This is a genomic window from Streptomyces acidicola, assembly GCF_009377235.1.
In the GTDB taxonomy this organism is placed as follows: Bacteria; Actinomycetota; Actinomycetes; order Streptomycetales; family Streptomycetaceae; genus Streptomyces; species Streptomyces acidicola.
In genome coordinates, this window is the sequence record NZ_VMNX01000125.1 from 1 (window position 1) to 26,919 (window position 26,919).

Genomic DNA, 26,919 nt, shown 5'->3' on the forward strand with positions numbered 1-26,919 from the left:
GCCCACCCCCCCCACAGGAGGAACCCCTCAATGAGTCCACGACGGGCGCCGAAGCCCACTGAGCGACGGACCATACCCTGGCACAACAGGGCGGTCGTGGCCGCGCTGGCAGCCGCCGTGCTGGTCGGGCCCGGCGTCGCGCAGGCCGCCCCGCAGACCGCACCGCCGTCCCAGGAACAGGTGGCAGCGGCCACCATCACCTGGACCCTCGAACGGGCGAGCAACCCCACCCAGGACCAGCAGACGGCCTACAACCTCATCACGACGGCCATGAACGCCGCGGTAGCCCGCTACAACAACCTCAGCGACCTGGGCAAGAACATCACCGTCCGCTACGACCCGAGCGTTCCCACCGCTGACGGCAACATCAACGGGACCATCCGCTTCGGCAACCGCAGCTACATGACCGAGCGGACCGCCCTCCACGAGATCGCCCACACCATCGGCGTGGGCACGAGTTCGGGCTGGTCCCGCCTCGGCGGAGGCGGTACCTGGACCGGCCCCCAGGCCACGGCACTCGTCAAGCAGTTCGACGGCTCGGGCGCCACGATCTCCACCGGTGGAGGGCACTTCTGGCCCTACGGCCTGAACTACGACAACGAGTTCTCGAACACGGCAGCCGATCGGCACGTCCAGATCGTCGCCGCCATGGTGCGTGACGGTTTGTGACCCCAAACGGGCTGTGCCCGGGAGCGGCGATCGCTCCCGGGCACAGCCCGCCGGCGGGCACATGCGGCTCGCAGCGGCGATCCCGTCATGTGGAAGTACTTCGTCCTCCTGGGTCGCTTCCGGTGACCGCCAGTGCTCCCTGCAACGGAAAGCGACACGCCGCCGTGTGGGGCTGCGCACCGAGCGGGGCCACCGGGACGGACGGCCGTCCGACCCAACTCCTCGTCCAAGCGGACGAGTCGGCCATGGAGGACGTCCCCTCGGTCCTGCCCGGGACGATCGCGCCGGGAAATTCCGGCCTCGTCAAGATCAGCCGACCCTCGGACGCACACCTGCTTCCGTGGTCCCGGCGCCCAGCGGGAAGTGGCACAGCCCCTGGTGCGGCTCCTGCCCGGTGTCCGCCGTGCCGTCACGGGTCACTGCCGGGGGAGCGTGCTCGGCACACCGCTCCTCGCTCTTCCAGCAGCGGGTCCGGAACCGGCAGCCCGACGGGATGTCGAACGGGGAGGGGATCTCGCCGCGCAGCCGGATCTCCTCCCCGTTCGATGCCCCGGACACATCGAGGGCGGGCGCGGCCGACATCAGGGCGGCGGTGTAGGGGTGCAGCGGCCGGTCGAAGACGTCCTCGGTGCGGCCGTGTTCGATGACCTTGCCCAAATACATCACCGTCACCCGGTCGGAGATGTATCGGACCACCGACAGGTCGTGGGAGATGAAGACGTAGGAGACACCCAGCCGCTCGCGCAACTCCGAGAGTACATTGAGCACTTGGGCCTGCACCGACAGGTCCAGCGCCGACACCGGCTCGTCGCACACGATCAGGTCGGGCCCGAGGGCCAGCGCACGGGCGATGCCGATGCGCTGCCGCTGCCCGCCGGAGAACTCGTTCGGATAGCGGTATGCGTCGCTCTCCCGCAGTCCGACCAGGGACAGCAGTTCGCGCACCCGCCGCTCCCGGTCCCGCGCCGTGGGCACGATGTCGCGGTGGGTGCGCCACGGCTCGCCGATGAGGTCGGCCGCGGACATCCGGGCGTTGAGCGAGGCGAAGGGGTCCTGGAACACCATCTGCACCCGGCGCCGCCACGCCAGCAGCTCCTTGCCCTTCAGGGCGAACGGATCGGTGCCGTCGAAGCGCACGGTTCCCGAGTCCGGCCGCTCCAGCCCGAGGACCACCCGGGCCAGGGTCGACTTGCCGCAACCGGACTCGCCCACCAGGCCGAGGGTTTCCCCGCGCCGGAGAGTGACGTCGACCCCGTCCAGCGCGGTCAGGCGTCGGCGGCCGTGGCCGAACGACTTGGTCACGCCGCTGACGTCGAGCAGCGGCCGGGCGGTGGCCGGCGCCCCGCCGCGCGGGTCAGCGGCGGTGGCGTCGGGCAGGGGGGTCTCAGGCATGGTCGAGCTCCTCGGAGAAGTGGCAGGCGGCCGTACGCCCGGCCCCGACGGACACCTGCCGGGGACGCTCCCGGACGCAGACCTCCCGGGCCATCGGACACCTGGCCTGGAAGACACAGCCGGACGGGATCGCACTGAGCTCGGGTGGGCTCCCCGGTACGGCGGGCAACGGGCGCCCCCTGACGGCGTGTTCGGGCACGGAGTCGAGCAACCCCTTGGTGTAGGGGTGGCGGGGGCGGGCGAACACCTCCGCCACCGGGCCGGTCTCCACCACGTTGCCCCCGTACATCACCACCACGTCGTCCGCCCGCTGGGCCACCACCGCCAGGTCGTGGGTGATCAGCACGAGCGCCATGTTCCGCTCGGTCTGCAGGTCCCGCAGCAGCCGCATGATCTGCGCCTGCACGGTGACGTCGAGTGCGGTGGTGGGCTCGTCGGCGATCAGCACATCAGGGTCCAGGGCGACGGCCATCGCGATCAGCAGCCGCTGGCGCATACCGCCGGAGAACTGGTGCGGATACGAACGGGCCCGCAGCCGTGGCTCGGGGATGCCGACCCGGCGCATCAGCTCCACCGCCTCCTCCTCCGCCCGGCGCCGAGACAGGCCACGGTGGATCCGGAACGGCTCGGCGAGCTGTCTGCCGACCGGCTGCACGGGGTTGAGCGCGGCCAGCGCGTCCTGGAAGACGATCGACAGCACGGGCCCGGCGAGCTTCCGCCGCCCTGCCCTGCCCAACGTCAGCACATCGGTGCCGGACACCCGTACGGAGCCGTCCGTCACCTCGGCCATCGGGTCGAGTAGTCCGACGACGGACAGCGCGGTCATCGACTTCCCGCAGCCGGACTCGCCCAGCAGCGCCAGGGTGTGCCCCCGGCGTACGGAGAAGCCGACGCCGTCCACGGCGCGGACCGTGCCGGAGGGTGTGTGCAGATCGACGCACAGTCCCTCGACTTCGAGTGCCGGACGACCGGTCGCGGGGGGCGCGGACAGCTGGGACGGCTTCACGCGATCATCTCCGGGGGTACAGCGGCTCGGTCGCCGCGCCGCTTCCTGGGCAGGGTCAGCCGCCAGCGCTGGGCGGGGTCGGTGGCCAGGCGCACCCAGGCGGCGAGCACCGTGGCCGACACCGTGGTGAGCACGATCGCGACCCCCGGCAGCACCGCGATCCACCACGCCGTCTGGAGGTACTGGCGCCCCTGGGCCACCATCAGGCCCCAACTCACATCCGGGGGTTGGATGCCGATGCCGAGGAAGCTCAGGCTGGACTCGGTCAGCATCACGAAACAGAAGTCGAGCGTGGCCACGGTCAGCAGCGTCGGCAGCGCGATCGGCAGGATGTGGCGGACGATGATGTGCCGGCTCGGCGTCCCGAAGGTGCGTGCCGCGTCGACGAACAGACGGCTCCTGAGCTCGGCCGACTCCGCACGGGCGGTGCGCAGATAGACCGGGATGCGCGCCACGGCCAGGATCAGCACGATGTTCAGCGCACTGGGCGCGAAGACGTACAGCACCACCACCGCGATCAGCAGGGAGGGGAAGCTGAGGATCACATCGGCCACGCGCATCGCGACGTTCTCGCGCACCCCTCCGTGGTAGCCGGCCCACATCCCCAGAGCGGAGCCGATCAGCAGAGAGCACAGCACCGCGGGCACCGCGACGGACAGTGTCGTCCCGGCGGCGTCCACCAGCCGGGCCAGCACGCTGCGCCCCAGCACATCCGTGCCGAGCAGCCCGTAGAAGCCCTGGTCGAGGGAGGGCGGGCGCAGCGAGGCGCCGAGGTCCTGGCGTACGGCCCGGTCGCCGATGAACAGCCGGCCGAAGACCGCGACGAGGAACACCAGGGCGAGGACGACGGCGGCGACGGCCGCGCCCCGGTCTCTGCCGAGCAGCAGCCACCAGCGGGGCGGGCGGGTGCGCGACGGGGTGACCGCGTCGGTGGGACGGGAGGCGAGATCGGTCATGGTGGGTCCTTCGCTCACGCCGGCACCGCCTGGCGCACTCGGGGGTCGATCAGGGCGTGACAGACATCGACGAGGATGTTCAGCGCGAAGATCGTCACCGCGGTCAGCAGGACGGCGGCCTGCAACACCGCGAAGTCGCGCTGCAGAATCGAATCGATCATGAGCTTGCCGATACCGGGCCAGCCGAAGATGGTCTCCACCACCACCGCGCCGTTCACCAGGCCGACGGTGAGGTCACCGGCGACGGTCAGCACCGGGGTGGCGGAGTTGCGCAGCGCGTGCCCGAACACCACGCGCTTGGCGTCGGCGCCCTTGCTGCGGGCCACCTTGACGTACGGCGCGGACAGCGCGCCCACCATGCTGCCGCGGACCACCTGGACCAGCACGCCGAACGGGCGGATCAGCAAGGTGGCGATGGGCAGCACCCAGATCTCGGGGCCGCCCAGGGTGCCGGAGGTCGGCAGCAGGTCCAGGCCCACGCCGAACACCAGCACCCCCATGATCGCGAACCAGAAGTCGGGGATGCTGGCCGCGGTCATCGACAGCAGACCGGCGATCCGGTCGACGAGCGAGTTGGGCCGGTACGCGGCGAGGCTGCCGACCACGAGCGCGCCGAGGATCGCCAACAGCATGGTGACCCCCGCGAGTTGGAGGGTGACGGGGAACGCCTGGAGCACCATCGAGCCGGCCGACTCCCCGGTGCGCAGCGAGGTGCCGAAGTCCAGGTGCGCGGCGCCCGCGAGGTAGTCCCACAACTGCACCGCAATGGAGTCGTCGAAGCCGTGGGCGGCGGAGAACTCCGCGCGCTGCTGGGCGGTGGCGCTCAGCGGCAGATAGAGGTCGACCGGGTTGCCGGTGAGCCGGGCCAGGCAGAACACGCCCAGCACCACGAAGACCAGGGGGATCGCGCTGGAGACGACGCGTTTGCGCAGGAAGAACCCCATGTCAATGCCTCCCCGCCGTCGCCGGGCGGACCTCGGACAGCCGCATCTCGTCCCCGGTCGCCGAGTCCGGCCGGTACCGCACGGACGGCGACAGGCCGAGCAGCCCGCGCATATGGGCCAGATACGCGTACTGCGCGACCTCGGTGTTCTGGTGGGCGAGTACCGAGGCGAACGCCTTCTGGCGGTCCTTGCCGGAGCGGGTGTCCGCAGCGGCGATGCGCCGGTTCAGCTCCTGGGTGCCGAAGGTGGACTGAGGGCCGTCGCTCAGCAGGTACTGGCTGGTGGTGAAGGCCGCGTCCCCGGCCTGGTTGCCGTGCATGATCAACAGCGCCACCGGTCCGACGCCGCGGGGGAGCGGGCGCAGTTGGTACTGGAGGTGGGTGGCGGTGTCCGCCATGCGAATCCTCACGTTCAGTCCCACCTTCGCCATCTCGTACTGCAGCGCCTCGGCCACTTCGGCGATCCCGGCGAACTGGCCGTTGCGTGCGACGAGGGTGATCCGCCGGTGGACGGGGACACCGTCGGCCGCCGCCTGCTCGACCAGCGCACGGGCCGCGGACACGTCGTACGGGGTGGGGGTGAGGTTGTCGTTGTGCCCGACCACGCCGGGCGGGACGAGTTGTGCGGCGGGCTTGGCCAGTCCGCCCAGCAGGGCGTCGGCGATGCCCTGGCGGTCGATGGCCATGCCGATCGCCTTGCGTACCCGGATGTCGTTCAGGGGTGCTTCGCGGCCGTCCAGCCGCAGGGCGGTCGTCTCGTTGTTGGGGTAGGCGACGCTGTTGTCCCCGGTGGCGTCCATGGGGTCCAGCGCCATCGCGATGTCGGCCTCGCCTTTGTCGATCATGGCGGCGCGGACACTGGCGTCGCTGCGCCAGACGTACCGGGCCCGGGGGTAGGCGGGGGCCTTGCCCCAGTACTTCTCGTTGCGGGCGAGGGAGATCGAGACGCCGGTCTGCCAGGAGGTGACGGCGTAGGGCCCGGTCCCGACCGGGATGCGCACCTTGGCCTTGGTGCTGGTGGTCCGCGGCACGATCTCCACGAAGCTGAGCCGCAGCGGGAGGATGGGGTCGGCCTTCTCGGTGGTGACGGTCAGCCGGGTGGGGCTGACGGCGCGTACCTCGAGCTTCTCGTCCCCGAAGACATAGCCGTCCACGTTGCAGGCGAGATCGGAGTTGACGGCGCGGTCGATGGAGAAGACCGCGTCCTCGGCCGTGAACGGCTGCCCGTTCTGGAAGTTCACGCCCGAGCGGATGTCGAAGGTCCACGTGGTGGGCTCGGTCTGCCGCCAGCCGGTCGAGAGCAGTGGTTGCAGCTTGCCGGTGGAGGGCTCCCGTTCAACCAGCGGTTCGGTGATGTTGGAACGGACCACGACCCCGGTCGCGGTCAGCGAGGACTCACAGGGCTCCAGGGTCGGGGGCTCCTGGGTGAGGACCACCCGCAGGGTGCGGCCGTCCGCGCTGCCCGCATCACCCGCGGTGTCGCTGTTCGCCACGGCGCACGCGCTGGTCAGCAGCGTCATGCCCGAGATCAGAAGGGTACGGAGTCGGTGTGCCCGGCGTGGTCGCGGGCGTGGGAGGGAGGGTACGGAGAGCTTCATCGTCGGCGTATCTCCGAGGGTGCTGACGTGTTGCCGCCGGAGACGCGACCGCCACAGGGCTGTCTATACTTGCGTACCCGGTCTGCATTTGTAGACGCCGAAGCTAAGTGCGAGGTAGTGAGGCGTCAAGAGATCTCACAAAATGCGTCGGTCGAGCGAGGCTCCCGGCGATCCCACGACAACGGAAGCGGATACCCATGCTCTGTACGACACTCAGCCTCCGCCGTCCCCGCCCGGCAGGGGGAGCGGCATGACCGCGGCAGCGCACCACGGCACCGTCCTCCAGGTCTGCCCACTGCTGCCGTCCCTGGAGACCGCGCTGGCCGCGCACCACCACACCGTACGGCTGGCCGAACTGCCCGATCCCGAGGGCTATCTACGGGACCACGGCGGCGAGGTGGCGGCCGCCGTGACCAGTGCCCGGATCGGGGTGCCGGACGACCTGATGGACGCCCTGCCCGGGCTCGGCGCGATCGTCCACTTCGGCGTCGGTTACGAGACCACCGACGTGGCCCGGGCCCGGGCCCGCGGCATCGATGTCAGCAACACCCCGGACGTGCTCACCGACTGCGTGGCGGACCTCGCCGTCGGCGCCCTGATCGATGTGATGCGCCGACTGTCGGCCGCCGACCGCTTCGTCCGCAGCGGCGCGTGGACCTCGGCCGCCTTCCCGCTGGCGGCCAAGGTGAGCGGGAAGCGCGTGGGCATCCTCGGGTTGGGCCGGATCGGCCGCGCCATCGCCCGGCGGCTCGAAGGCTTCGGCGCCGAACTCCTCTACCACTCGCGCACACCCGCCACGGATGTGGACTACGCCTACCTCTCCTCGCCCACCGCACTGGCTGCGGCCTGCGACGCGTTGGTCGTGGCTGTCTCCGGAGGCGGCGCCACCCAGGGCCTGGTCTCGGCGGACGTGCTCGACGCGCTCGGGCCCCAAGGCCATCTGGTCAATGTCTCACGGGGCAGTGTCGTCGACGAACCGGCCCTGGTGTCCGCCCTGGTGAAGGGCACGATCGCGGGCGCGGCCCTGGACGTCTTCGCCCATGAACCCGAGGTGCCGCCCGCCCTGCTGGAGCTGGACAGTGTCGTCCTGCTCCCGCACATCGCCAGCGCCACCCATGAGACGCGCGAGGCCATGGGGGAGTTGGCCTTCCGCAACCTGCACCAGTTCATGACCGAGGGCACGCTCGTCACACCGGTACCGACGACGCCGGTACCCCGTACAGCGGGCTGAACGGCCCGCCCGCCGGCGCATCCGCGGTCACCGCGGATGCGCCCGCTCCAGTTCCTTCCGGGCTCGGAACATGGCGGCCACGACGCGCTCCCGGTGCTCCTCGCTCAGCCGGACCGTGGGTACGGAGCAGCTGATGGCGTCCTCGGCCGGACTGCTGTAGCGCAGCGCGAAGCCGAAGCAGACCAGGCCCTCGATGTGCTCCCCGTCGTCGATCGCGTAGCCCCGCTCGCGGACGGTGCCGAGGTGTTGCCGCAGGGCGGTGTGGTCGGAGATGGTCCGCGCGGTGTACGAGGGGAGGACCGCGGGCAGTTCCCGCTCGAGGTATTCGGGGGGCTGCTCGGCCAGCAGCGCCTTGCCGAGGGCCGAGGCCTGCGCAGGCAGCCGCCGGCCCACCCGGCTGAAGGGACGCAGGTAGTGGCGGGACTCGCGGGTGGCCAGGTACACGATGTCGGGGCCGTCCAGCCGGGCGAAGTGAATGGTCTCCCCCAGCTCCTCCGTGAGCTGGTCCAGGACGGGACCGGCCAGGCTGAGCCGGGCGTCCGTGTCCAGGTACCGGGTGCCCGTGAGTAGCGCGCGGATGCCGATGCTGTAGAGGGAGCCGGTGCCGTCGGTGCGGACCCAGCCGCAGGCCACCAAGGTCTGGAGCAGGGCGTAGAGGCTGCTGCGGGGCACCCCGGTCTCTTCGGAGAGCTCCCGCAGTCGTACCTGGTCGGAGCTGCGGTTGGCGAGGATTTCCAGCACCTGGACGGTCCTCGCGGCGGACTTCACCTCACGTACTCCGCCCCCGCTGTCCGTGTCGGCGGGCCCGCTCCTTTCCCGCATGCGTCCTTCTCCGTTGCTCGCGCCGCGCGTGGTCGTCCGCCGTCGTCCCGAGGCGGACGCGGCGCCGGTCGATTCTAGTGCCGAATCGCCGTCGGTATCGGCCGGATCATTGACAGTCCCACAAGTGCTGTCTACAAATGGAGATGCCAGCTACATATGAGGATGGTGTCATGGTCGGGACGGCTGAACGCATCGCCGAAGTCACGGTCACCCCCGTGGCCTTCCGGGACTACCCCCTGCTCAACACGGTGGGAGTGCACGAGCCGTACGCGCTGCGCACCATCGTCGAGCTCACCACAGAGAGCGGTGTCACCGGCATCGGCGAGAGCTACGGCGGAACCGTGCACCTGGAGCGGCTGCGCCGGGCCGCCGAGGAACTCGTCGGCCTGGACGTCTGGAGCCTCAACGACCTGATGGCGCGCGCCCGCCGCGCCCTCGGCTCGGACACAGCCGGCGGCGACGGCATGTCCGGCATGGTCACCGGCAGCAGCACCGTGGACCGTGTCGTATCCCCGTTCGACGTGGCCTGTCTGGACATCCAGGGCAAGCTGGTGGGACGGCCGGTCAGCGACCTCCTCGGCGGCGCCGTGCGCCCCGCCGTGCCCTACAGCGCCTACCTCTTCTACAAGTGGGCCGGACACCCCGGCCAGGGGGACGACGACTGGGGCGCCGCCCTCGACCCCGAGGGACTGGTGGAACAGGCCCGCCGCATGATCGACCAGTACGGCTTCTCCTCCATCAAGCTCAAGGGCGGTGTCTTCCCGCCCGACGAGGAGATCGCCGCGATACGCGCTCTGCGGGCCGCCTTCCCCGACCTGCCCCTGCGGCTGGACCCCAACGCCGCCTGGAGCGAGGAGACCTCGCTCCGCGTCGCCCGCGAACTCGACGGAACCCTCCAGTACCTGGAAGACCCGACCGCGGGCATCGCAGGCATGGCGGCCGTGGCGCGGCAGACGGACACACCCCTGGCCACCAACATGTGCGTGGTCTCCTTCAACGACCTCGCCCCCGCCATCGCCCAGGGCGCGGTGGGCATCGTGCTGTCCGACCACCACTTCTGGGGCGGCCTGCGCCGCTGCACCCAACTGGCCGCCATCTGCGAGACGTTCGGCCTCGGCCTGTCCATGCACTCCAACTCCCACCTGGGCATCAGCCTCGCCGCGATGACCCACCTGGCCGCCGCCACCCCCGGGCTGACCTACGCCTGCGACACTCATTGGCCGTGGAAGCGGCCGGACGAGGACGTGATCGCCCCGGGAGTCCTGCGGTTCACCGAGGGACGCGTCGAGGTGCCAACCGCCCCGGGCCTCGGTGTGGAGCTGGACCGGGTCGCGCTCGCCCGGCTCCACCAGCAGTACCTCGACTGCGGGGTGCGCGACCGCGACGACACCGGCTACATGCGCCGTTTCGAGCCCACCTTCGAGTGCACGACGCCCCGGTGGTGACCACGGCATGCGCATCATGCTCAACCACCGCATTCTGAGCCGGTTCTCCGAGCGGCTGAGGACCGGGGGCGGCCACGAGTGGCTGGCGGCCTCCGAGTGGGACCCGGAGCGGATCGCCGAGGCCATCGCCGACATCGATGTGTACGTGGGCACGCGCCTCACCGAGGACGCCGCGCGGCGAGCGGAGCGGCTGCGACTCGTCCACGTGGTCGGCGCGGGCTACGACGGCATCCCCCTGGAGGCGCTGCGGCCGGAGGTGACCGTGGCCAACACGCACCACCACGGCAGGTCGATCGCCGAACACGTCCTGATGTGCGTGCTGATGCTGTCCCGACGTGTGCTGACCGCCGATCAGGAGCTGCGTGCCGGCCGGTGGCGGAACGTCGCCGTCGACCCCGCGCTGCCCTTCGGGGACACCCTGCGGGGGCGGCGCGTCGGCATCATCGGATTCGGCGAGACGGGGACGGAGACCGCCCGGCTGTGCCAGGCGGTCGGCCTGGGCGTACGGGCCGTGCGCCGCGATCGGTCGGCCCCCCTGCCGGACGGACTGCGGCCGGACTGGGTAGGCGGTACGGACCGGCTGCCCGAGCTGCTGGCCGACTCCGACGTCGTCGTGGTCACCGTACCGTTGAGCCCCGCGACCCGCGGACTCATCGGACCGGCCGAACTGGCCTCGATGGGCCGCCACTGCTTCCTGATCAACGTCGCCCGCGGTCCCGTCGTCCAGGAGGAGGCGCTGTACGAGGCGCTGTCGGCCGGCACCATCGCCGGCGCCGCCCTCGACGTGTGGTGGGCCGGACCGCCGCACGCGCCCAGCCGCCTGCCGTTCCACACCCTGCCCAATGTCGTGATGACACCGCACAACTCCGGGCACACCGAGGAGACCTTCGCCGCCCGCGCCACGGAGATCGCGGCCAACATCACCCGCCTGGAGCGGGGGAGCCCTCTCACCAACGTGGTGCGCGCCGGCCGGGTCCCGGCCGCGCCCGGCGTCCCCGCCGACCACGAATCCCCCCACGACCCCGCACCGCTGACCACCGCCGCCCCGTCGCCCGCCAAGGAGCCCTGACCCATGTTCGAAGGCGTTCTGTTCTTCCCCGTCACCCCCTTCACCGCCACCGGGGAAGTCGACCACGATGCGCTGAGGAAACACATCGGCGCCGGGGTGGACGCCGGTCCCGGTGCCGTCTTCGTCGCCTGTGGTACCGGTGAGTTCCACGCCCTGGCGACCGAGGAGTACGCCCGTGTGGTGCGGACCGCCGTGGAGGTCGTGGGTGGTCGCGTCCCGGTCTATGCGGGAGCCGGCGGGGCGCTCGGCCAGGCCCGCGGTTTCGCCCGGCTCGCCGCGGAGGCCGGTGCGGACGGCCTGCTGCTGATGCCCCCCTACCTGGTCGAGGCTCCCCGCGCGGGCCTCGTCGCGTTCACTCGCGCCGTCGCGGAGACCACCGGCCTGCCGCTGATCGTCTACAACCGGGGCAACGCGAGGTTCGACGAGGCGTCGGCCGCGGAGGTCGCCCGGATCCCCGCCGTCAGCGGTTTCAAGGACGGCACCGGTGACCTCGACCTCATCGCCCGCATCGTCCCGGCCGTGCGCGCCGAACTGGCCGGAACCGGCAAGGAGTTCCACTTCTTCAACGGGATGCCGACGGCCGAGGCCAGCCAACTCGCCTACCGGGCACTGGGCGTCGACCTCTACTCCTCGGCCGCCTTCGCCTTCGCCCCTGACATCTCCCTGGCGTTCCACCGCGCGCTGGAGGAGGACGACCGGCAGCTCGTGGACGGCCTCCTGCGGACCTTCTTCCATCCGCTGGTCCGGCTGCGTCAGCGTGTACCGGGGTACGCGGTGTCGCTGGTCAAGGCGGGGGTGACCCTGGAAGGGGGAACCGCGGGCCCGGTACGTGCGCCCCTGGTGCCCCTGACCTCCGAGGAGTGCGCGGAGCTGGCGGCCATCATCGCCGACGGCCGCCGCGCGCTGGCCGCGGCCGGCTGACCGCCCCGAACAGCCTCTCGCGACGGCGGCGTTGCTCAGCGAAGGGCCACGGCTCGATGCCGGTCACGGCTTGACGCCGGTCACGGCTTGATGCCGACTCCGGCCCCTGGCTGCGCTCAGCGTCGGTGGCCCGGTTCGCCTGCGGCACCGGGCTCCCCGTCGTCGGCGGACGGCCGTCGGCCGTTGCCGACGACGATGCCGGGCTCGATCGGATCCGGATCCCTCACCGGCCCGGCCCCTTCCCCGCGCGCGTGGTGAGGACCATGTACGGCGCGACCCGGGTCTCCGCGGGCTCTGGGGTGCTGCTGTCGTGATGCTGTGGCGCCAGCGGCAGGTCGAGGTCGGGCGAGGCGAAGCCGGCCTGTGTGAGGAGCGCTTCGTAGCGGGGGAGGGAGCGGTAGTGGCAGGCCGTGGTGACGGTCGTCCCGCTCAGCCTCCGCAGGGTCGTGGGGACGGTGTCTCCTTCGGTGTAGACGGTTCCCGGGTCGCCGTAGCGGAGGGTGGAGAAGGCCTCGCCGATCGCCTGGGGGTTGAGATCCGCGAGGACGTAAGGCGCGCCGGGGCGCAGTACCCGATGGATCTCGCGGGTCAGGTCCGCGAGTCTGCGGTCGTCCGGGTCGGTGCAGTAGACCAGGCAGCACACGACGGCGTCGACGTCGTCGTCCGCGATCCAGTGCAGGGACCTGCCGTCGAAGAGCCGGTAGTCGACGCGGGGGTGGGGCCGGTCGGCGCGGGCGATGTCGAGCATGGCGGAGGAGGGGTCGAGGCCGTGCACGGTGCACCCGCGGGCCTCGGCCAGGTGCACGGCGAGGGCACCGGTGCCGCAGCCGACGTCGAGGACGACTTGAGCGGTGCCCTCGGCGGGGCCGAGGCGCCGCAGCACCGCCGGGAAGATCAGCTCACGGGCGAGTCTCATGTCGCGGTCACGGTAGGCGTCGGCCGCCTGCGTGGTGTCCCAGGGAAGGGGCGGGTGGGATTCGCTCACGGGAGGGCCTTTCGGGCGGTGGGCGGCGGTGCGGCCCACGCCGATGCTCTCGGCCGGTGAGGCGGGCCCTTTCGGTGCCCTCCCCCTCCCGCATCACGGACAAACTCGATCATTTCGTCAACTGTCGTGCCTGTGTTCGGGGTTGCTCGGATCAGCTCAGGGGCACTGCTGAACCCCTTGCATGTTCTATGTCATACAACATAACTTACTGAGCGGTAATCCTCTGGAGAGCCTCCCCGTCCCGGACATCAGGAAGGCGGCGCACGCCATGACCGGCAGCCGTGAGCGGATGGTCCTCAGCGCCGTGGAGTCACTGCGTGAGTACGGGGCGAGCGCCACGAGCATCGACCGGGTGCTCGCCCACAGCGGCGCCCCGAGAGGCTCGGTCTACCACCACTTTCCCGGCGGACGGGCGCAGCTGATCGAGGAGGCGGTGGCGCTCGCCGGCGACTTCATCGCGGGACTGATCGACGCCGCCCTGCAGACGGACGACCCGGTGCAGGCGATCGACGGCGTGTTCGCGCTGTGGCGTGACCGGCTCGTCCGGAGCGACTTCAGAACCGGCTGCCCCGTCGTGGCGGTCGCGGTGGAGACCAACGACGACGCACCCCAACTGGCCCGCTCCGCCGCCACGGTGTTCGCCCGCTGGCAGCAGGCTCTCGCCGTCCTGTTCCTCCGGCACGGCCTGACGGAGGAACGGAGCAGGCGGCTGGCAGCGTTCGTCATCGCCGCACTCGAAGGCGCGGTGATCATGTGCCGGGCCGAGCAGAGCACCGCCCCCCTGGAGGCGGCCGCCACTGAGATCCACGACCTGCTGGTCCACGCCCTGCGCAACCGGCCCGACCCAGGTCGGGCACCAAGTTCCTGACCTGCCGACCCCCGAAGCCACCAGCCCCCGAAGCCACCAGCCCCGAAGGAGCCACCGTGCCCACGCTCGACCGCCAGGACAACGTCTTCGTCCTCGATCTCGGAGACGACGAGAACCGCTTCCACCCGGACTGGATCGCAGCCGTCAACGCCGCTCTCGACGAGGTGGAGAAGACGGACGGGCCCCGTGCCCTGGTAAGCGCCGCGCGAGGCAAGTTCTACTCCAACGGCCTCGAGCTGGACTGGCTGTTCACCCACGCCGACCAGCAGCAGGACTACGTCGCCTCCGTCCACGAGCTCTTCGCGCGGCTGCTCTCCCTGCCGGTGATCACGGTGGCCGCGCTGCAGGGGCACACCTTCGCCGCGGGCGCGATGTTCTCCCTGGCGCACGACTTCCGCGTGATGCGCGCCGACCGCGGCTACTGGTGCCTGCCCGAGGCGGACATCAACATCCCCTTCACACCGGGCATGTCCGCGCTGATCCAGGCCCGGCTGACCCCGCGGACCGCGCACGAGGCCATGCTCACGGCCCGCCGGTACGGCGGCCACGACGCTCTCGCGGCGGGCGTCGTCGACCTCGCCGTGGACGAGGACGCGGTGCGCACCACCGCCGTGGAGATCGCCTCGGGCCAGCTGCAGAAGGCGGGCGACACGCTGCGGACCATCAAGACCCGTATGTACGCGCCCGTTCTGGCCGCCCTGCGCGACGGGACCGCCCCGCTCGGTTGAGGCGGACGCGACCCCGTTGCCGCCCTCACCGGCACGCACACGAGCCCGTCCGTATCGCGACACTCCTCGACCGCCCGCACCCCAGCACCAACACCACCCAGGAGAACGACTGTGTCCACCACCGACCTCGCCGCCATGACGGGCCTCGAACTGATGCGCTGGATCCAACGGGAGCGGCCCGCCGACATCCCGTCCATCGGACGTCTGCTCGGCATGCGCTTCGACGAGGTCGACCACGGCCGCATCGTCATCTCACTGGACACCCGCCCGGACTTCGCCAACCCCCTCGGAACCGTCCACGGCGGTATCGCGGCCACCCTGCTCGACTCGGTCATGGGCTGCGCGGTGCACACCACCCTCCCAGCCGGCGTCAGCTACACCACCCTTGAACTCAAGGTCAACTACATCCGGGCCGCCCGCACCGATGGACAGACCCTCACCGCCGAAGGCACTGTCATCCACGTCGGCCGACGCGCCGCGACAGCCGAAGGCAAGGTGCTGGACGAACAGGGGAAGCTGATCGCTCACGCCACCACGACCTGCATCATCCTCCAGCCCACCGACTGACACGACGGCGACGGGCACCGGACCGATCGCGCCTTCAACGTCAGACGCCGCGTACCTGCGTGACCCGCCAGAGCCGGCGCGGGAGTTCGCCCTCCTCGAAGGCGTGCACCTGCTTCAGGTGCCAGTCGTCCGAGGCGAGGCCGTCGACGAGGCGCCGGTCGAAGAAGTGCACGGCGAATCCTCCGGACTCGTGGATGTGGTCGCCGTGCGCGGTTCCCGCTCCGTAGTGGGCGTCGCCGGTGTGGCGGACGGTGTGGACGAGGGTGCCGCCTGGGCGCAGGACGCGGGCGATCTCGGCGAGTGCCGAGTGGGTGTGCTCGGTCGACAGGGCCATGCACAGCAGCATGTGGGTGAAGACGGCGTCCACGGAGGCGTCGGCGAACGGCAGCGGATCGCGTACGTCGTGCACGACCGTGGTCACCCGGTCCGCCACAGCGGCCTCGCGGGCCGCCGCGACGAGCTGTTCCAGCCCGGCGGAACTGAAGGCGGTGGCGTGCACGGTGAAGCCCTGACGGGCGAAGAACAGCGCGTCACGGCCGTGCCCGGCGCCGAGTTCGAGCACGGTCCGGCAGCCCGAAGCGCGGAACAGTCCGGCGGCGTAGCGGGCCGGCTCGGAGGGCTCCATGCCGTACATCAGGGGGTGCCGGGCGTGCGTCCGCTGCCAGTGCTCCAGCTGGGCCGCAGCGACGGGCGCATCATCCGGCTGTTCTCGTGCGTCACGCATGGCTGCCTCTTCGACTTCCGCGGGCCGTCAGCCTCCCCTGTCCATGATCCCTCACCTTCGGGCGCTGGGAACCCTCGGGCGTCGGGAAGACCCCGCGGACCAGGGCCGCATCACCGAGAGCGGCCCTGGTGTCCCCCATCAGGCGGTCAGACCACCCGTACAGGCGGCGCCCGGCTCGGGCGTCTGCGCACCCTGGACGTACTTGGACAGGAACTGCTCCACCCGGGAGTCGGACGCCTCGGTCACGCTGAGCTGCTTGCCCCAGGCCGACAGCATGATGGGACCGGACTGCTCCTCGTCCGGGCTCATCAGCGTGTACGGCGTCTTGGAGACCTTGTCGCTCAACGCCTTGATGTCGTCCTCGGATGCCTTGTCGTTGTACGTGATCCAGACCGCGCCGTGTTCGAGGGAGTGCACGGCGTTCTCCTTGCCTATGGCCTTGGTGTAGACGGTGCCGTCGCAGGTCATCCACGCCTGGTTGTGGTCACCGCCGACGGGCGGGTTCATCGGGTAGTCGACGGCGCCCTGGACATGGTTCTGGGTGAGTTCCTTCTTCGCCCATGACTTCTCGCCGCGTACGGGTTTCTTCGCCTCGGCGGCCTGCTGCTCGTCCTTCTCGTTGGCACTGTTCAGGGCGTACCCGCCCCAGCCGACGAGTCCGGCGACGATCACCGTGCTGAGGGTGATGGTGATGATGCGGTTACGGCGCTCACGGGCCTTTTCGGCGCGGCGCATCTCCTCGATCTTGGCCCGCCGCGCGGTCGACGCCGCCTTCTTGCTGGTCTTGCTCATGACAGTGAGTTCCTCGTCTCCGCCGGGCGGTGTCGACGCGCGGCGGTGGGTGCGGGGAGTGGTGGAAGGACGCATACCGTCGGCCGCACGCGCGAGCGCACGGCGCTGTGACAGTCGTCTACGTCCGCTGCACCTGGAGGACGTGGAGGTCGGGGGCGCGGCAGGTCGGCGCGGGTTCTGCACACCGCGAGGGGATCCCCGGTGTGGGCACGCTCGGCATGCTGGGCAGTACCGCCGGTACGGGCTGGACGGGAGCGGCGAGCACGGCCCGCACCCCGTCAGCGGCCGGGCCGCAGCAGACATCGCCGTAGGGGCAGTCGGCCGGATGCGCGCCCGTCGTCGCGTGGTGACTCGTGGGGGCGCCCGCCGGAAGCGAGTCGACGGACGTCGTGGTCATCGGCCCCATCGATGTTGTCGTGGTGCCGCCTGGGCCGCTGTCGCCATGGGACACGGAACCCAGACACATGACGAGCGTGGTGAGCAGTACCAGCAGGGCAGGACAGAGCGCCGCGATCCGCGTGGGCCGCCACGCATCGCGGGTCGTGTGCTGAGCCTGACTCCTCATCATCGCTGATCTTAGGCGGTCGTCGCCGGTGAGCCGACGGCTTCGCCCGGACGCTCACTGGTCAGGGCCGAGCCACTGCCGGGCCGGTTCACCGGTCCGCGTTCCGTCCGGGGGCGGATGCGGCTCCGCCCCCGGACACGGCAGGCGAGGGTCAGCTCTGTGATGCCGCGGTGCGCCGCTTCACCAGCCACCACGCGCCGCCGCCGAGAACGGCCAGTGCCACGACCGCCCCGCCGATGACCAGGCCCGTCGAGCCGCCCTCGTCGTCCTCGGCGGCCTTGGCGGCGGACTCGGAGCCCGTCGCCTCAGTGCTCGGTTCGGCGGCGGACGGAGTTGGGCTGGGTGTCTCGTCCGTGGGGCTGGAACTGGGGCCGGGGTCGGCCGGCTTGGCGCCCGGGGCCGCGGCCTTCAGTTCCAGGACCGGGGCGGGCTGTTCGGAATCCTCGCCGCCGGTGGGCAGTTCGATCCAGCGCGAGATCTTACCGTCGTCGTAGGTCTCGACGGTCTTGAACGCGAGCTCCTTGGCGTCCGGCAACTGCCGGACCTTGACCTTGTGCTCACCGTCGACGCCGGCCTTCAGAGCGGGGCCGGCAACGGTGTATCCGTCGCTGGTGGCCTTGAACTTCCAGCCCTTGGGCGCCTCGTCGAGCGTGACGTCCTCGGGAGCGATGCCTTCGGGCAGTACGACGCGCAGTTCCGTGAAGCCCGCCGAGTCGGACTCGGCCTCGGACAGGAAGGTGAGGGTGACATCCTCGGCGAGGGCCTGGGGCGTGTCGGCCTCGACCTCCACATGCGCGGCGGCCGGCGAGGCCAGGGCGAGCGTCGCTGTCAGCGCGGCGGCACCGGCGAGAGCGACACGGCGGCCGGCCAGTGCCAACGGGTGTGTGGACATGGACACAGGGAAACTCCTTGCTGGTACGGGAAGAGCCGGTCCCGCAGTCGCCGGGACCGTGAAGAACCGGAAGGTCGCTCCCGCCGCGGTGGTCCCCTGCGCACCACCGCATGCTCCAGTACCTCCTCCCGTGCCGGAATCGCTGCTTCGAAGCGGGCACCCGCTCTCCGCCCGGGGAGCGTCAGCGATACCGGGCCCGCGCCGACGACCGGTCGTGGCAGCACCTGGACCAGGGCGGACACGACTGCCCGGGCGAGTGTGCGCAGCGTGCCGAGCGCTGCCGTCATCCGAGCGTCCGCCCGGTGCAGCAGCAGGGCCACGACCAGCGCGGCAACCACATGGACGGTCGTCATCGCCGCCCCGGCGTGATGCCAGGCGTGTCCGTCCCCCGGCGCGACCGCGAGATGCCCGGCGTGCGTCGTGTGCCACGGCGTCACGGCCGGCGGGTCACCGTCCGCGTAGGACAGGGCGAGATGCAGCATGCCCTGCGTCGCCAGCGTGAACGCGACGGTAGCGATGAGCGTGTAGCGGCGCCGGGCGAGCGGCCAGACCGCCGCGAACTGCGCCACGATCGCCACGCCCACCATCCGCCAGGGCACCGTGCCTTCGGCGATGGCGTGGTGGCCGAAGGCCGCGAGCACGGTGCCGAGCACGGCGAACAGACCGGCCCGCACGCACGTTCCCGCCCGGCTGGCCCGGCTGGCCCGGCTGGCCCGGCTGGCCCGGCTGGCCCGGCTGGCCCCGGCAGGCTCCCCGCGCCCGGTCACGGACGCCGCACGATCAAGGGCGCGCACTGATCGCTTCTGCGAGCCGGTCCGGCGTCCGGGTGGAGAGGTAGAGGTAGGGCGTGGGGTCATCCGGGTCGAGTACCTCGACACGCACCGCGGTGGGGATGAAACCACGCATCACGCTGAACGCTCGCAGATCGGCCTTGTACGTCCGCCAGGCCCTGGCCTCCTCGCCGTCGAGCACCTCCGCCTTCCCCAGCGCGGACAGCGGAATACGCGCGTCCGCCGTGAACAGCGTGTCCGAGGTGACCCGGATCCGCGCCGAGCCCTGCGCGCTGACGTACGTCCCGGCCAGGCAGGTGCCGCCGGCCAGGGCGATGAGTGCCGCGATCAGCCCGTAGGGAAAGAAGACCAGGGCCATCGAGAGGCCGAACAGCGCGGAGATGCCCCACCAGGACCTGGGGGCGGTCAGTCGTTCGTCGTAGATGATCCGGCTGGTGGGAGTCACGGGCTTTCACCTTGTCGTATACGTGGGGTGGTGCGGGGCTGTTCACAGGGCCGGAAGGCGCATGCCTGGCCGAGCGGATGCTGTGTGCTGTCTCCGCTCACGGTCACTTGGACAGCCGGTCGTCGATGAGCGCTTTGAACACCTCGTAGGAGCCCGGAGTGGGGATCCCGGTTCCGTCCACGAAGAAGGTCGGGGTGCCCTGCACGCCCAGGCCGAGGCCGTCGCGCTGGTCGTCCTGGACGCGCCCGGCCACCTCCGGATCGGCGAGGTCGGTGTCGAACTGGGCCATGTCCAGGCCGAGTTCCTTCGCATACCCGCGGAAGACGGACTCCTTCCACTCCTGCGACTCGCCCCAGTCCTTCTGGGTGGAGAAGAGCTTGGTGTACATGTCCTCGAACCTGCCCTGGCGCGCGGCGGCCTCGGCGGTACGCGCGGCGAGTTCGCCGTTGCGGTGGCCGGGCATCGGGAAGTAGCGGGCGACGAAGGTGACCCGGTTGCCGTACTCCTCGCGGAGCCTCTCCACCATCGGGTACACCGCCCCGCACGCCTCGCACTCGAAGTCGAGGAACTCGACGATCGTCAGTTCGCTCTTCTTCGGGTCGGTGAGACGGTGGCTGGTGTCGCGGACGGGCAGTGCCTCGGCGGCGGGCTGGACGTTCACGCCGCCGGCGTCGCGGTCGTCGGGGGAGAACAGCAGGAAGGCGCCGAGGGCGGCGGCGAAGCCGGCCACGATCACCGCGGCGACGACGAGGTGTTTCTTCAGCTTCTTCATGATTCCTCGGTGGACGTGGACGTGGACGTGGACGTGGACGTGGACGTGGACGTGGACGTGGACGTGGAGGCGGACGTGGAGGTGGACGTGGGCGCCGTCTTGGCCTTGGGTTCGGTCGTGGTGGGGTGGGCGGGGCGCCGGTCGCGGGCGTGCAGGCTCGCCAGGTAGGCGTTGTAGGCGGCCAGGGGGTCACCCGCGTCGCCGCGGTCGATCTGCCGGTCGACACGGCGGGCTTCGCGCTGGTCGGAGCGGACCCACTGGACGGCCAGGATGATCGTGGTGATCAGGACGGGGATGTCGCCGGTGGCCCAGGCGATGGCACCGGCGTTGTACTGGTCGTCCATCGCGTCCGTGACCCAGGGCCGGTCGAGCAGCGACCACCAGCCCTCGCCGATCAGGTCGGTGGAGCTCATCAGCGAAATGCTGAACCAGGAGTGGAACGGCATCGTCAGGATCAGCACGAACAGCCTGCCCAGATGCGGTGGGCGGCGCGGCCCGGGGTCGATGCCGATGACCACCCAGAAGAACAGCAGCCCCGCGATGAGGAAGTGCACCAGCATGACCATGTGCCCGAGGTGGCTGCGCATCAGCGTTTCGAAGAGTGAGCTGTAGTAGACGGCGAAGGCGCTGCCGATGAACAGCACGCTCGCGACGGCCGGATGCGAGAGGACCTTGACGTAGCGGCTGTGGAGCAGCTTCAGCAGCATTTCCCGCGGGCCGTCCGGCTCCCCTTTCGGGGCGGCGGGCAGAGCCCGGAGCGCGAGCGTGGCGGGGGCGCCGAGGACGAGCAGGATCGGCACGGTCATCGCGAGGATCATGTGCTGGCCCATGTGCACGCTGAACAGCACCTTGCCGTAGACCGCGAGGCCGCTCATCGTGGCCAGCACGGTCACCGCCAGGCCCAGCAGCCACGAAATCGTGCGCCCGACCGGCCACTTGTCGCCCCGGGCGCGCAACTTCCGTACGCCGGCCAGGTACAGCAGCGCGGCGGCCGCCGTACCGAACGCGAACAGCGGGTCGAAGTGCCACTGGGTGAACAGTGGCGTCCAGGGGAAGTCGCCGAGCGGCGGCGGCATGGCGAAGCCCAGTAGTTCCTCGGTGGGCGACACCGAGGCGTCACCGGCGCCGGGGGCAGGGGTGCGTGACAGGCCCACGGCGAGCCCGATGGCCGCCGCCATGAGCAGGAGTTCACCGACGGCGAGCCGGACGAACCCCCGCCACTCGCCGCCCTTCAGGGCGGGCAGTGTACGGCGCCTGTGCCACCCGCCGATGCCGCCCAGAGCGGCGAGCGCCAGCGCCTTGGCGAGGACCATCAGCCCGTACCGGCTGGTGAAGACGTCCCCCGGGGAGGGGAGCCGGACCGCGACGTTCACGAGGCCGCTGGCGGCGACCGCGAGCAGTGCCCATGCGGCGAGTGGGCTGAAGCGCCGGACCGCGTCCACCGCCTGCTCCTCACGGCGTGCGGCCACGATCAGTACGAAGACCAGCCCGCCGACCCACACCGCGACACCGAGCAGGTGCAGGGCGAGGCTGGTGACCGCGGCGTCATGGTTGCCCGCCGCGGAGGAGTGTCCGGTGAACGCGGGCGGCAGCAGCCCGGCCAGGGCGACGACGAGCGCCACGTGGGCCCAGCGGGCAGTGCCGATGCCCACGCCCAGCGTCGCGATCACGCCCGCGGCGCCCGCCATCAGCGCGTACGAGCGGCCTTGTGCGTCCGTGGTCACGAAGTCCGCCAGCACGGCCGGAGAGAGGATCTCGGGGACGGGCTGGGCGAACAGGTCCGAGAGCAGGAACGCGAGCGTGGCGGCCGAGGCCAGGGCCCACAGCGCGGCGGCCGCGGCGGCCCAGGTGAGATAGCGCAGTTGGGCCGGGCCTAGCTTCTTGCCGCCCGGCAGCAACACAGCGACCAGCAGCAGCGCGCCCACGGTCGCCGTGGCGGCCGCGTCCGCGAGGGTACGGGCCACCGGCAGGCCCCAGGCGGTCAGCGCACCGGCATCCGGGATTCCGGGGATCGCGGTCGGGGTGCCGCCACCGGCCCATACCGCGACCGCGGCGACGGCGACTGCGAGGCCGACCGATCCGGCCAGCACGAGCGGCAGTTGCGGCAGCCGCCCGGCCCTGGTACTGGTCCCTGTCGTGGTTTCAGTCGCCATGACGGGCTCGCCTCCGCCGCACGACGTACGCGCCCACGGCCGCCGCGACCGCCGCGGCCAGCGCGCCGACCACGATGAGAACGGGGACAGTCCCTCCGGAGGACTCCCCTCCGGAGGACTCCCCGTCGGTGCTGTCCGCGGCGGTCTCCCCGGCGGCCTCTTCGGCGGCGCGGGGGACAGCCGCCCCCTCCGACTCCGTCTCTCGCGCCGACGGAGCGGAACTGTCGGACGCCGCCTCGACGGTGAAGGAGTAAGAGCCCGAGACCGGATGGCCGTCGGCGGAGACGACCCGGTAGCCCACCGTGTAGCGCCCGGCGGGCGAGGTGGGATCCAGCGCGAGGCTGACCTCCTTCCCCGAGACCTCGGGCTCGTCCGTGGCGGCGGACTTCCCGTTCGGGTCGGTGACCGCGACCTTGGCGTACTTCTGGGTCATCGGGTCGCTGAAGGTCAGCGTGATGCGCGGTGGCAGTTCGGCGCGTGCGGAGTCGGCAGCGGGACTGGCGGTGTCGAGGTCGGTGTGGGCCGCGGCCCGCGGCGCGGCGGTGGCCAGGGCCGCCAGGGCGGCGGGCAGGACGAGGACACGTGCCGCCGTACGGACGGCACGCCGGTCAGTGACGTACATGAAGGGCGAACTCTCTGGGACACCCGGCAGCACCAGCCGCCGGGACGAGGAGGACCGGCCCGCCGGGCGGCCCTCGCGTCACCCCCCGTCAGGGCAGGTGGAGAGCGCCGAGCGGTGTCGGCCGGAGAAGGACGAACGGACCGTGCCCGTGGCGCGGCGGCGCCCTGCCCGAGTGCAGCCGCACGAGAAGTGCCGACATCAACGGCGAGGAACTTTCGGGGACCGCGGCCTGCGGACCGGTCCCGTGCCGACCACCGAACAACGGCCAGAAGAACAGCAGCAGACCCCGTACGACGACCAGCAGTGACGTGCTCTGCCACAACAGCCGCTCCGTCACGCCCAGCAGACGGGCGGCGAGCAGCAGGGAGACCAGATGACCGGCGATCAGCACACCGGGCGGCGGCCCGGCGGATGCGTCGTGCTCGATCAACCGGAGCGGACCGCCGGCCGAGCCGTCCTGCCCCGTCACCGCGGCGCAGGCACCCGGCAGCGAATAGACGACGTGGTACGTGAGCTGGGCGAGGACGAGCACGCCCAGCAGCTGGGTGTCCGTCAGCCGGTGCCGCGTCAGGAACAGCGCACCGGGCAGCGCGACGGCCGCCACGGCGGCCACAACGAGCCACTGGGGTGCATGGCCCTGCGCAAGCACGTGCCCGGCCAGCGGCAGCAGCACGCACAGCACCGCGAGTACCCCGGCCCGAAGACCCCGCAGCGCACCGGACGTCGGCGAGGCGGGTCCTCGCAGGCAGTGCGTGCGCATCAGATCGGGGCTTTCGGGAGTCGATCCCTCGCGGCAACGGAGTCGCGGCGATGGAGGGCAGCGGCGGGTCGGATACGCCGGACCACGTGTCCCGCGCACCTGGAAGCCTACCGACCGGCCCACCCGTGGCTTCACGCGCGGGGTGGGACCCGGGGCACCACCCCGCGCGTGACCGGAGGTTTCACCGGACCCGACGGATGACGCCGGGGGAGGACGACGTCAGGGCGCCGGATGCGCGCCGTGACCAGGCCCCGAGTGGTGGAGGACGTACCACTGCACGGCGGCCGCCGACCTCAGTGGGCGGTAGGCGTAGACGTCGGCCGGGTTCCAGCCGGTGTCGGTGGTGAACCCGTCGCCTGCCTCGGCGGCGGCTGCCGCGTTGAGGGCGGCCGGGTGGCCGTTCAGCCAGGAGCCGGTGTCGCGGAAACGTGTGCCCCCGTAGATCGCGACCAGCACCGAGGGGTCGACGCCGGGGCCCTCGTACAGGAAGACGTTCCGCTCGGAGACGATCGCGGACTCCACGCCGATGCCCAGTGCGTAGACGGTGTCCCGGGCCCGGCCGCGATAGACGTTGTTCACGACGTGGACCTGGCCGAAGCGGACGCGCGGCGCACGCTGGGCGATGTCGGTGAAGAGGTTCCGGGCGAAGGTCACCTTCAGATGCCCGCGGTCGCGGTCGCCCCGCCCGTCGCCGGAGCCGATCAGGATCGCCTTGTCATGGTCGGTGAACCGGCTGCCCGAGACGGTGATGAAGTCCGAACCGTCCTCGATGTCCAGCAGCCCGTCGTGTCGTTGGACCCGCTCGCCGTGGAAGCCGGCCGGCGCCGTGCGGTCGGGGAAACGGCCGTCGGTGAACGTGCAGTGGTCGATCCAGATGTTCCGTCCGGTGATCACCGTCAGGGCGTCGAAGCGGGCGTTCCAGTTGCCCCGCTCCCCGTCGTCCGGTGACCAGGTGGTGAAGTGGTCGACAGGTGCCTCAAGAAGGAGGTCACGGATGATGATGTTGGTGCCCGTGTTGACGGTCAGGAAGACTCCGAGCAGGCGTGCGTCGCCTCCCGTGCCCAGGAGCGTCGTGTTGCTCGGCACGGTCAGCTGGATCTGCTGCTTCTCCCTGTTGGAACCGGTCTGCCGCAGGGTCCGCTGCTGCTTGCAGTAGTCGTAACGGGTGTCGGACCAGACGGCGCCGTCCTCGCCGAAGCACGACATGTACTTCGCCAGGTCGTAGCCCGGGGCGTAGTCCTGTTCGCCGAACAGCGTGCCGTCGTCCGCCTCGTGGCCGTTGATGTCTCCTTGGACCCGGATGACCTTGGGCGCGTTCGGGTCACCGTGGTTGGCGAGCGCTTCCTTCAGCTCCGCACGCGTCGAGACCGTCCACGTCGACTCCGGGGCGGCTCCCGCGCCTCCCGTGGTGCCGCCGCGGGCGGAAGCCCAGCCGACCGGGCCGGCCTCACCAGTGCCGGAGCCGGAAGCGTACGAGCTCACTGAGCCCGTCGGCAGCAGCGCACAGACCAGTAGGGCGGCCACGAGGAAAGCCCTGAGCAACTGGCTTGCGGACAACGCTCCGCGAACCCGGCTGCCGCATGAATGAGGGTGGACCGACTCAGGCACCGTCACCGGGGCAACGGTAGGAGCGGCGCCTCACCGGTTCAACACCCGTGACGGACATCGCGAGCCGGAAGCGTGCGGTTCAGGACAGCGGCGCCGTGGACCCCCTGATCACCACCCGGCAGGGCAGGCTCTCGACTCCTGACCTCGATGTGCCCCCGATTGCCGTGAACAAGGCGTGCGCGGCTGCGCGGCCCACCTGTTCGAGGTTCATGTCGACGCTGGTCAGCGGCGGGCGGGAGGCGGAGGTCAGGACCCGCCAGTTGTCGAAGCCCATGACCGCCACGTCCTCCGGCACTCGATGGCCGCGTTCACGCAGGACGTCCATGACGCCACGGGCAATCTGATCGCTGCCGCACAGCACGGCGTCCACGTCCGGGTGCCGGTCGAGCAGCATCGCGGTCGCCGCCCGCCCCCAGCCCTCCGACCACGCCCCGAACCGCGGTTGGCCGACCAGGACGAGGCCGGCGTCGGCGAGCGCGGCCAGGGCCCCCTCGGCCCGGTCCTGCGCCGCGAGATACCCGGGGTCGCCGGTGATGTGCGCGATCCGGGTACGGCCGCAGGCGAGCAGATGGTCCACCGCGATCCGGCCGGCGCCGACGTTGTCGGGGACGATGGACAGGTCCTCCGGGTCGTCCGACGGCGCGTAGGCGTAGACGACGGGCACGGGCAGTTCGCGTCCCAGGGAGGGGCGCGGGTCGGTCCGGCTGCCCACGACGATCAGGCCGTCGACCCGGCGGCCGAGCAACGCGCGGACGTGGTGCTGCTCCCGGATCGCGTCACCGCGGGCGTCGCAGAGGAACACCGCGACCTCGCCCGCACCGAACGCGTCCTCGGCACCCATGAGGATCGGGATACTGAACCGCCCCTCCAGGTCGCTGGTGAGCAGACCGACGGTGCCGGTCCGGCCGGCCAGCAGGCCCCGGGCCACCTGGTTGGGCCGGAACGACAGCCGCTCCGCCGCCTCGATCACCCGCTGTCTGGTCTCCGCGCGCACCTGGCTGCGGCCGTTCAGGGCCTTGGACGCGGTGGCGACGGACACACCGGCCAGCCGGGCGACGTCGCTGAGCGTGGCGGGATGCGAACGAGAGGGGCCGGTGGCCTGTGCCATGGTCTACTCCTGTCTCGCGTCGCGTGCCGACGCCGTCGAGCGCGGCACGCCGCGCGGAAAACAGTACGGGAAACCTTTCGGTCACGGCATGCCAAGGGGTTTCGGGTATCCGGCTCCAGACGTTTCCTGCAAGGGGATTGACGGTTGATGAGTCGGGTCCTAGCGTCTCTGAAAGCCTTTTCGGTTCGTTTCCTTTGCTTCGCCGCTGTCGCCGCTGTTCGCCGGTGAGTTCGTCACCGAGTTGCGTCACCGCGCTTCGTCGCGGAGTTCGTCACAGCCTGTTCGTCGCAGAGTTCAGTGCCACCACATCCATCGTCCCGACCGGCCGGCCTGCCCAGGGCCCGCCGCCCACGAGGGAGGATCGACCATGGGGAGCACGGCCGGACCGCTCGGACGCCTACGCCGCCTCGTCACCGGCGCCATCGCACTCCTCGCCGCCGCGAGTCTGGTCACGGCATGCGGGTCGGGGGAGGACGGTTCGGGCGGC

The 26,919-nt window shown here is 71.2% G+C and carries 27 protein-coding genes; 8 read left to right on the forward strand and 19 right to left on the reverse strand.

The window, feature by feature from the left end:
* Nucleotides 1-30 precede the first annotated feature (30 nt).
* The gene (locus tag FPZ41_RS27765) at nt 31-669 is read left to right on the forward strand and encodes a hypothetical protein (protein ID WP_152866402.1); all 639 of its coding nucleotides are present in this window, start codon (nt 31-33) and stop codon (nt 667-669) included.
* A 309-nt stretch (nt 670-978) separates the two neighbouring features.
* Here the strand turns inward: FPZ41_RS27765 and FPZ41_RS27770 are convergent, their stop codons facing one another.
* Genes FPZ41_RS27770 through FPZ41_RS27790 form a run of 5 tightly spaced genes read right to left on the reverse strand, consistent with a single transcriptional unit; the run spans nt 979 to nt 6,486 of the window.
* On the reverse strand, nt 979-2,061 hold the full coding sequence (locus tag FPZ41_RS27770) for an ABC transporter ATP-binding protein (RefSeq protein ID WP_152866403.1): 1,083 nt from the start codon (nt 2,059-2,061) through the stop codon (nt 979-981).
* The gene (locus FPZ41_RS27775) at nt 2,054-3,067 is read right to left on the reverse strand and encodes an ABC transporter ATP-binding protein (RefSeq protein WP_322620823.1); all 1,014 of its coding nucleotides are present in this window, start codon (nt 3,065-3,067) and stop codon (nt 2,054-2,056) included. The genes FPZ41_RS27770 and FPZ41_RS27775 overlap by 8 nt, the downstream gene beginning before the upstream one ends.
* Nucleotides 3,064-4,023, reverse strand: a complete 960-nt coding sequence (locus FPZ41_RS27780) for an ABC transporter permease (protein ID WP_152866404.1) — start codon at nt 4,021-4,023, stop codon at nt 3,064-3,066. The genes FPZ41_RS27775 and FPZ41_RS27780 overlap by 4 nt, the downstream gene beginning before the upstream one ends.
* Nucleotides 4,024-4,037: 14 nt before the next feature.
* Complete coding sequence (locus FPZ41_RS27785; protein WP_152866405.1) at nt 4,038-4,967, reverse strand: ABC transporter permease; 930 nt, start codon at nt 4,965-4,967, stop codon at nt 4,038-4,040.
* Between the two features lies 1 nt (nt 4,968).
* The gene (locus tag FPZ41_RS27790) at nt 4,969-6,486 is read right to left on the reverse strand and encodes an ABC transporter substrate-binding protein (protein ID WP_228023021.1); all 1,518 of its coding nucleotides are present in this window, start codon (nt 6,484-6,486) and stop codon (nt 4,969-4,971) included.
* Between the two features lie 328 nt (nt 6,487-6,814).
* Here FPZ41_RS27790 and FPZ41_RS27795 point away from each other — a divergent pair, with 328 nt between their 5' ends.
* Nucleotides 6,815-7,795 carry a 2-hydroxyacid dehydrogenase gene (locus FPZ41_RS27795; protein ID WP_152866407.1) on the forward strand — a complete coding sequence of 327 codons (981 nt, stop codon included), beginning with the start codon at nt 6,815-6,817 and terminating at the stop codon, nt 7,793-7,795.
* 27 nt (nt 7,796-7,822) lie between these two features.
* Here the strand turns inward: FPZ41_RS27795 and FPZ41_RS27800 are convergent, their stop codons facing one another.
* Nucleotides 7,823-8,617, reverse strand: a complete 795-nt coding sequence (locus tag FPZ41_RS27800; RefSeq protein ID WP_152866408.1) for an IclR family transcriptional regulator — start codon at nt 8,615-8,617, stop codon at nt 7,823-7,825.
* A 170-nt stretch (nt 8,618-8,787) separates the two neighbouring features.
* On the opposite strand from FPZ41_RS27800, the gene FPZ41_RS27805 reads away from it, so the two are divergent.
* Genes FPZ41_RS27805 through FPZ41_RS27815 form a run of 3 tightly spaced genes read left to right on the forward strand, consistent with a single transcriptional unit; the run spans nt 8,788 to nt 12,052 of the window.
* Nucleotides 8,788-10,062: a glucarate dehydratase family protein gene (locus tag FPZ41_RS27805; protein ID WP_152866409.1), complete on the forward strand. Its 1,275-nt coding sequence runs from the start codon at nt 8,788-8,790 to the stop codon at nt 10,060-10,062.
* Nucleotides 10,063-10,069: 7 nt separating this feature from the next.
* Entirely contained in the window at nt 10,070-11,131 is a 1,062-nt protein-coding gene (locus tag FPZ41_RS27810; protein ID WP_152866410.1) for a 2-hydroxyacid dehydrogenase, read from the forward strand.
* Nucleotides 11,132-11,134: 3 nt separating this feature from the next.
* Nucleotides 11,135-12,052 carry a 5-dehydro-4-deoxyglucarate dehydratase gene (locus FPZ41_RS27815; protein WP_152866411.1) on the forward strand — a complete coding sequence of 306 codons (918 nt, stop codon included), beginning with the start codon at nt 11,135-11,137 and terminating at the stop codon, nt 12,050-12,052.
* A gap of 223 nt (nt 12,053-12,275) precedes the next feature.
* Here FPZ41_RS27815 and FPZ41_RS27820 read toward each other — a convergent pair whose 3' ends face one another.
* Nucleotides 12,276-13,037, reverse strand: a complete 762-nt coding sequence (locus tag FPZ41_RS27820; protein ID WP_152866412.1) for a class I SAM-dependent methyltransferase — start codon at nt 13,035-13,037, stop codon at nt 12,276-12,278.
* A 268-nt stretch (nt 13,038-13,305) separates the two neighbouring features.
* Between FPZ41_RS27820 and FPZ41_RS27825 the strand changes: the two genes are divergently transcribed.
* From FPZ41_RS27825 to FPZ41_RS27835, 3 genes are all read left to right on the forward strand, one after another.
* On the forward strand, nt 13,306-13,905 hold the full coding sequence (locus FPZ41_RS27825; RefSeq protein ID WP_265584261.1) for a TetR/AcrR family transcriptional regulator: 600 nt from the start codon (nt 13,306-13,308) through the stop codon (nt 13,903-13,905).
* 56 nt (nt 13,906-13,961) lie between these two features.
* Entirely contained in the window at nt 13,962-14,633 is a 672-nt protein-coding gene (locus FPZ41_RS27830; RefSeq protein ID WP_322620824.1) for an enoyl-CoA hydratase-related protein, read from the forward strand.
* 111 nt (nt 14,634-14,744) lie between these two features.
* Nucleotides 14,745-15,200 (forward strand): PaaI family thioesterase, encoded by a 456-nt coding sequence (locus FPZ41_RS27835; RefSeq protein WP_322620825.1) that lies wholly within the window; start codon nt 14,745-14,747, stop codon nt 15,198-15,200.
* A gap of 40 nt (nt 15,201-15,240) precedes the next feature.
* Here FPZ41_RS27835 and FPZ41_RS27840 read toward each other — a convergent pair whose 3' ends face one another.
* From FPZ41_RS27840 to FPZ41_RS27895, 12 genes are all read right to left on the reverse strand, one after another.
* The gene (locus FPZ41_RS27840; RefSeq protein WP_152866414.1) at nt 15,241-15,924 is read right to left on the reverse strand and encodes a class I SAM-dependent methyltransferase; all 684 of its coding nucleotides are present in this window, start codon (nt 15,922-15,924) and stop codon (nt 15,241-15,243) included.
* A 138-nt stretch (nt 15,925-16,062) separates the two neighbouring features.
* The gene (locus FPZ41_RS27845) at nt 16,063-16,716 is read right to left on the reverse strand and encodes a DUF3105 domain-containing protein (RefSeq protein ID WP_152866415.1); all 654 of its coding nucleotides are present in this window, start codon (nt 16,714-16,716) and stop codon (nt 16,063-16,065) included.
* A 118-nt stretch (nt 16,717-16,834) separates the two neighbouring features.
* A complete protein-coding gene (locus tag FPZ41_RS27850; protein ID WP_152866416.1) occupies nt 16,835-17,113 on the reverse strand; it encodes a hypothetical protein in 279 nt (92 codons plus the stop codon).
* Nucleotides 17,114-17,432: 319 nt separating this feature from the next.
* Nucleotides 17,433-18,173: a DUF1775 domain-containing protein gene (locus FPZ41_RS27855; protein ID WP_152866417.1), complete on the reverse strand. Its 741-nt coding sequence runs from the start codon at nt 18,171-18,173 to the stop codon at nt 17,433-17,435.
* Complete coding sequence (locus FPZ41_RS27860; RefSeq protein ID WP_152866418.1) at nt 18,110-18,847, reverse strand: hypothetical protein; 738 nt, start codon at nt 18,845-18,847, stop codon at nt 18,110-18,112. The genes FPZ41_RS27855 and FPZ41_RS27860 overlap by 64 nt, the downstream gene beginning before the upstream one ends.
* A gap of 106 nt (nt 18,848-18,953) precedes the next feature.
* Complete coding sequence (locus tag FPZ41_RS27865; RefSeq protein WP_322620826.1) at nt 18,954-19,409, reverse strand: DUF3093 domain-containing protein; 456 nt, start codon at nt 19,407-19,409, stop codon at nt 18,954-18,956.
* A 103-nt stretch (nt 19,410-19,512) separates the two neighbouring features.
* Nucleotides 19,513-20,181 carry a DsbA family protein gene (locus FPZ41_RS27870; RefSeq protein ID WP_152866419.1) on the reverse strand — a complete coding sequence of 223 codons (669 nt, stop codon included), beginning with the start codon at nt 20,179-20,181 and terminating at the stop codon, nt 19,513-19,515.
* Nucleotides 20,178-22,334 (reverse strand): cytochrome c oxidase assembly protein, encoded by a 2,157-nt coding sequence (locus tag FPZ41_RS27875; protein WP_152866420.1) that lies wholly within the window; start codon nt 22,332-22,334, stop codon nt 20,178-20,180. The genes FPZ41_RS27870 and FPZ41_RS27875 overlap by 4 nt, the downstream gene beginning before the upstream one ends.
* Nucleotides 22,324-22,956, reverse strand: coding sequence for a copper resistance CopC family protein (locus tag FPZ41_RS27880; RefSeq protein ID WP_152866421.1), 633 nt, complete (start codon nt 22,954-22,956; stop codon nt 22,324-22,326). The genes FPZ41_RS27875 and FPZ41_RS27880 overlap by 11 nt, the downstream gene beginning before the upstream one ends.
* Nucleotides 22,957-23,044: 88 nt before the next feature.
* Nucleotides 23,045-23,716 (reverse strand): hypothetical protein, encoded by a 672-nt coding sequence (locus FPZ41_RS27885; protein ID WP_152866422.1) that lies wholly within the window; start codon nt 23,714-23,716, stop codon nt 23,045-23,047.
* A gap of 219 nt (nt 23,717-23,935) precedes the next feature.
* A complete protein-coding gene (locus FPZ41_RS27890; RefSeq protein WP_228023022.1) occupies nt 23,936-25,273 on the reverse strand; it encodes a pectate lyase family protein in 1,338 nt (445 codons plus the stop codon).
* A gap of 130 nt (nt 25,274-25,403) precedes the next feature.
* Complete coding sequence (locus tag FPZ41_RS27895) at nt 25,404-26,432, reverse strand: LacI family DNA-binding transcriptional regulator (protein ID WP_152866423.1); 1,029 nt, start codon at nt 26,430-26,432, stop codon at nt 25,404-25,406.
* Nucleotides 26,433-26,919: the final 487 nt, after the last annotated feature.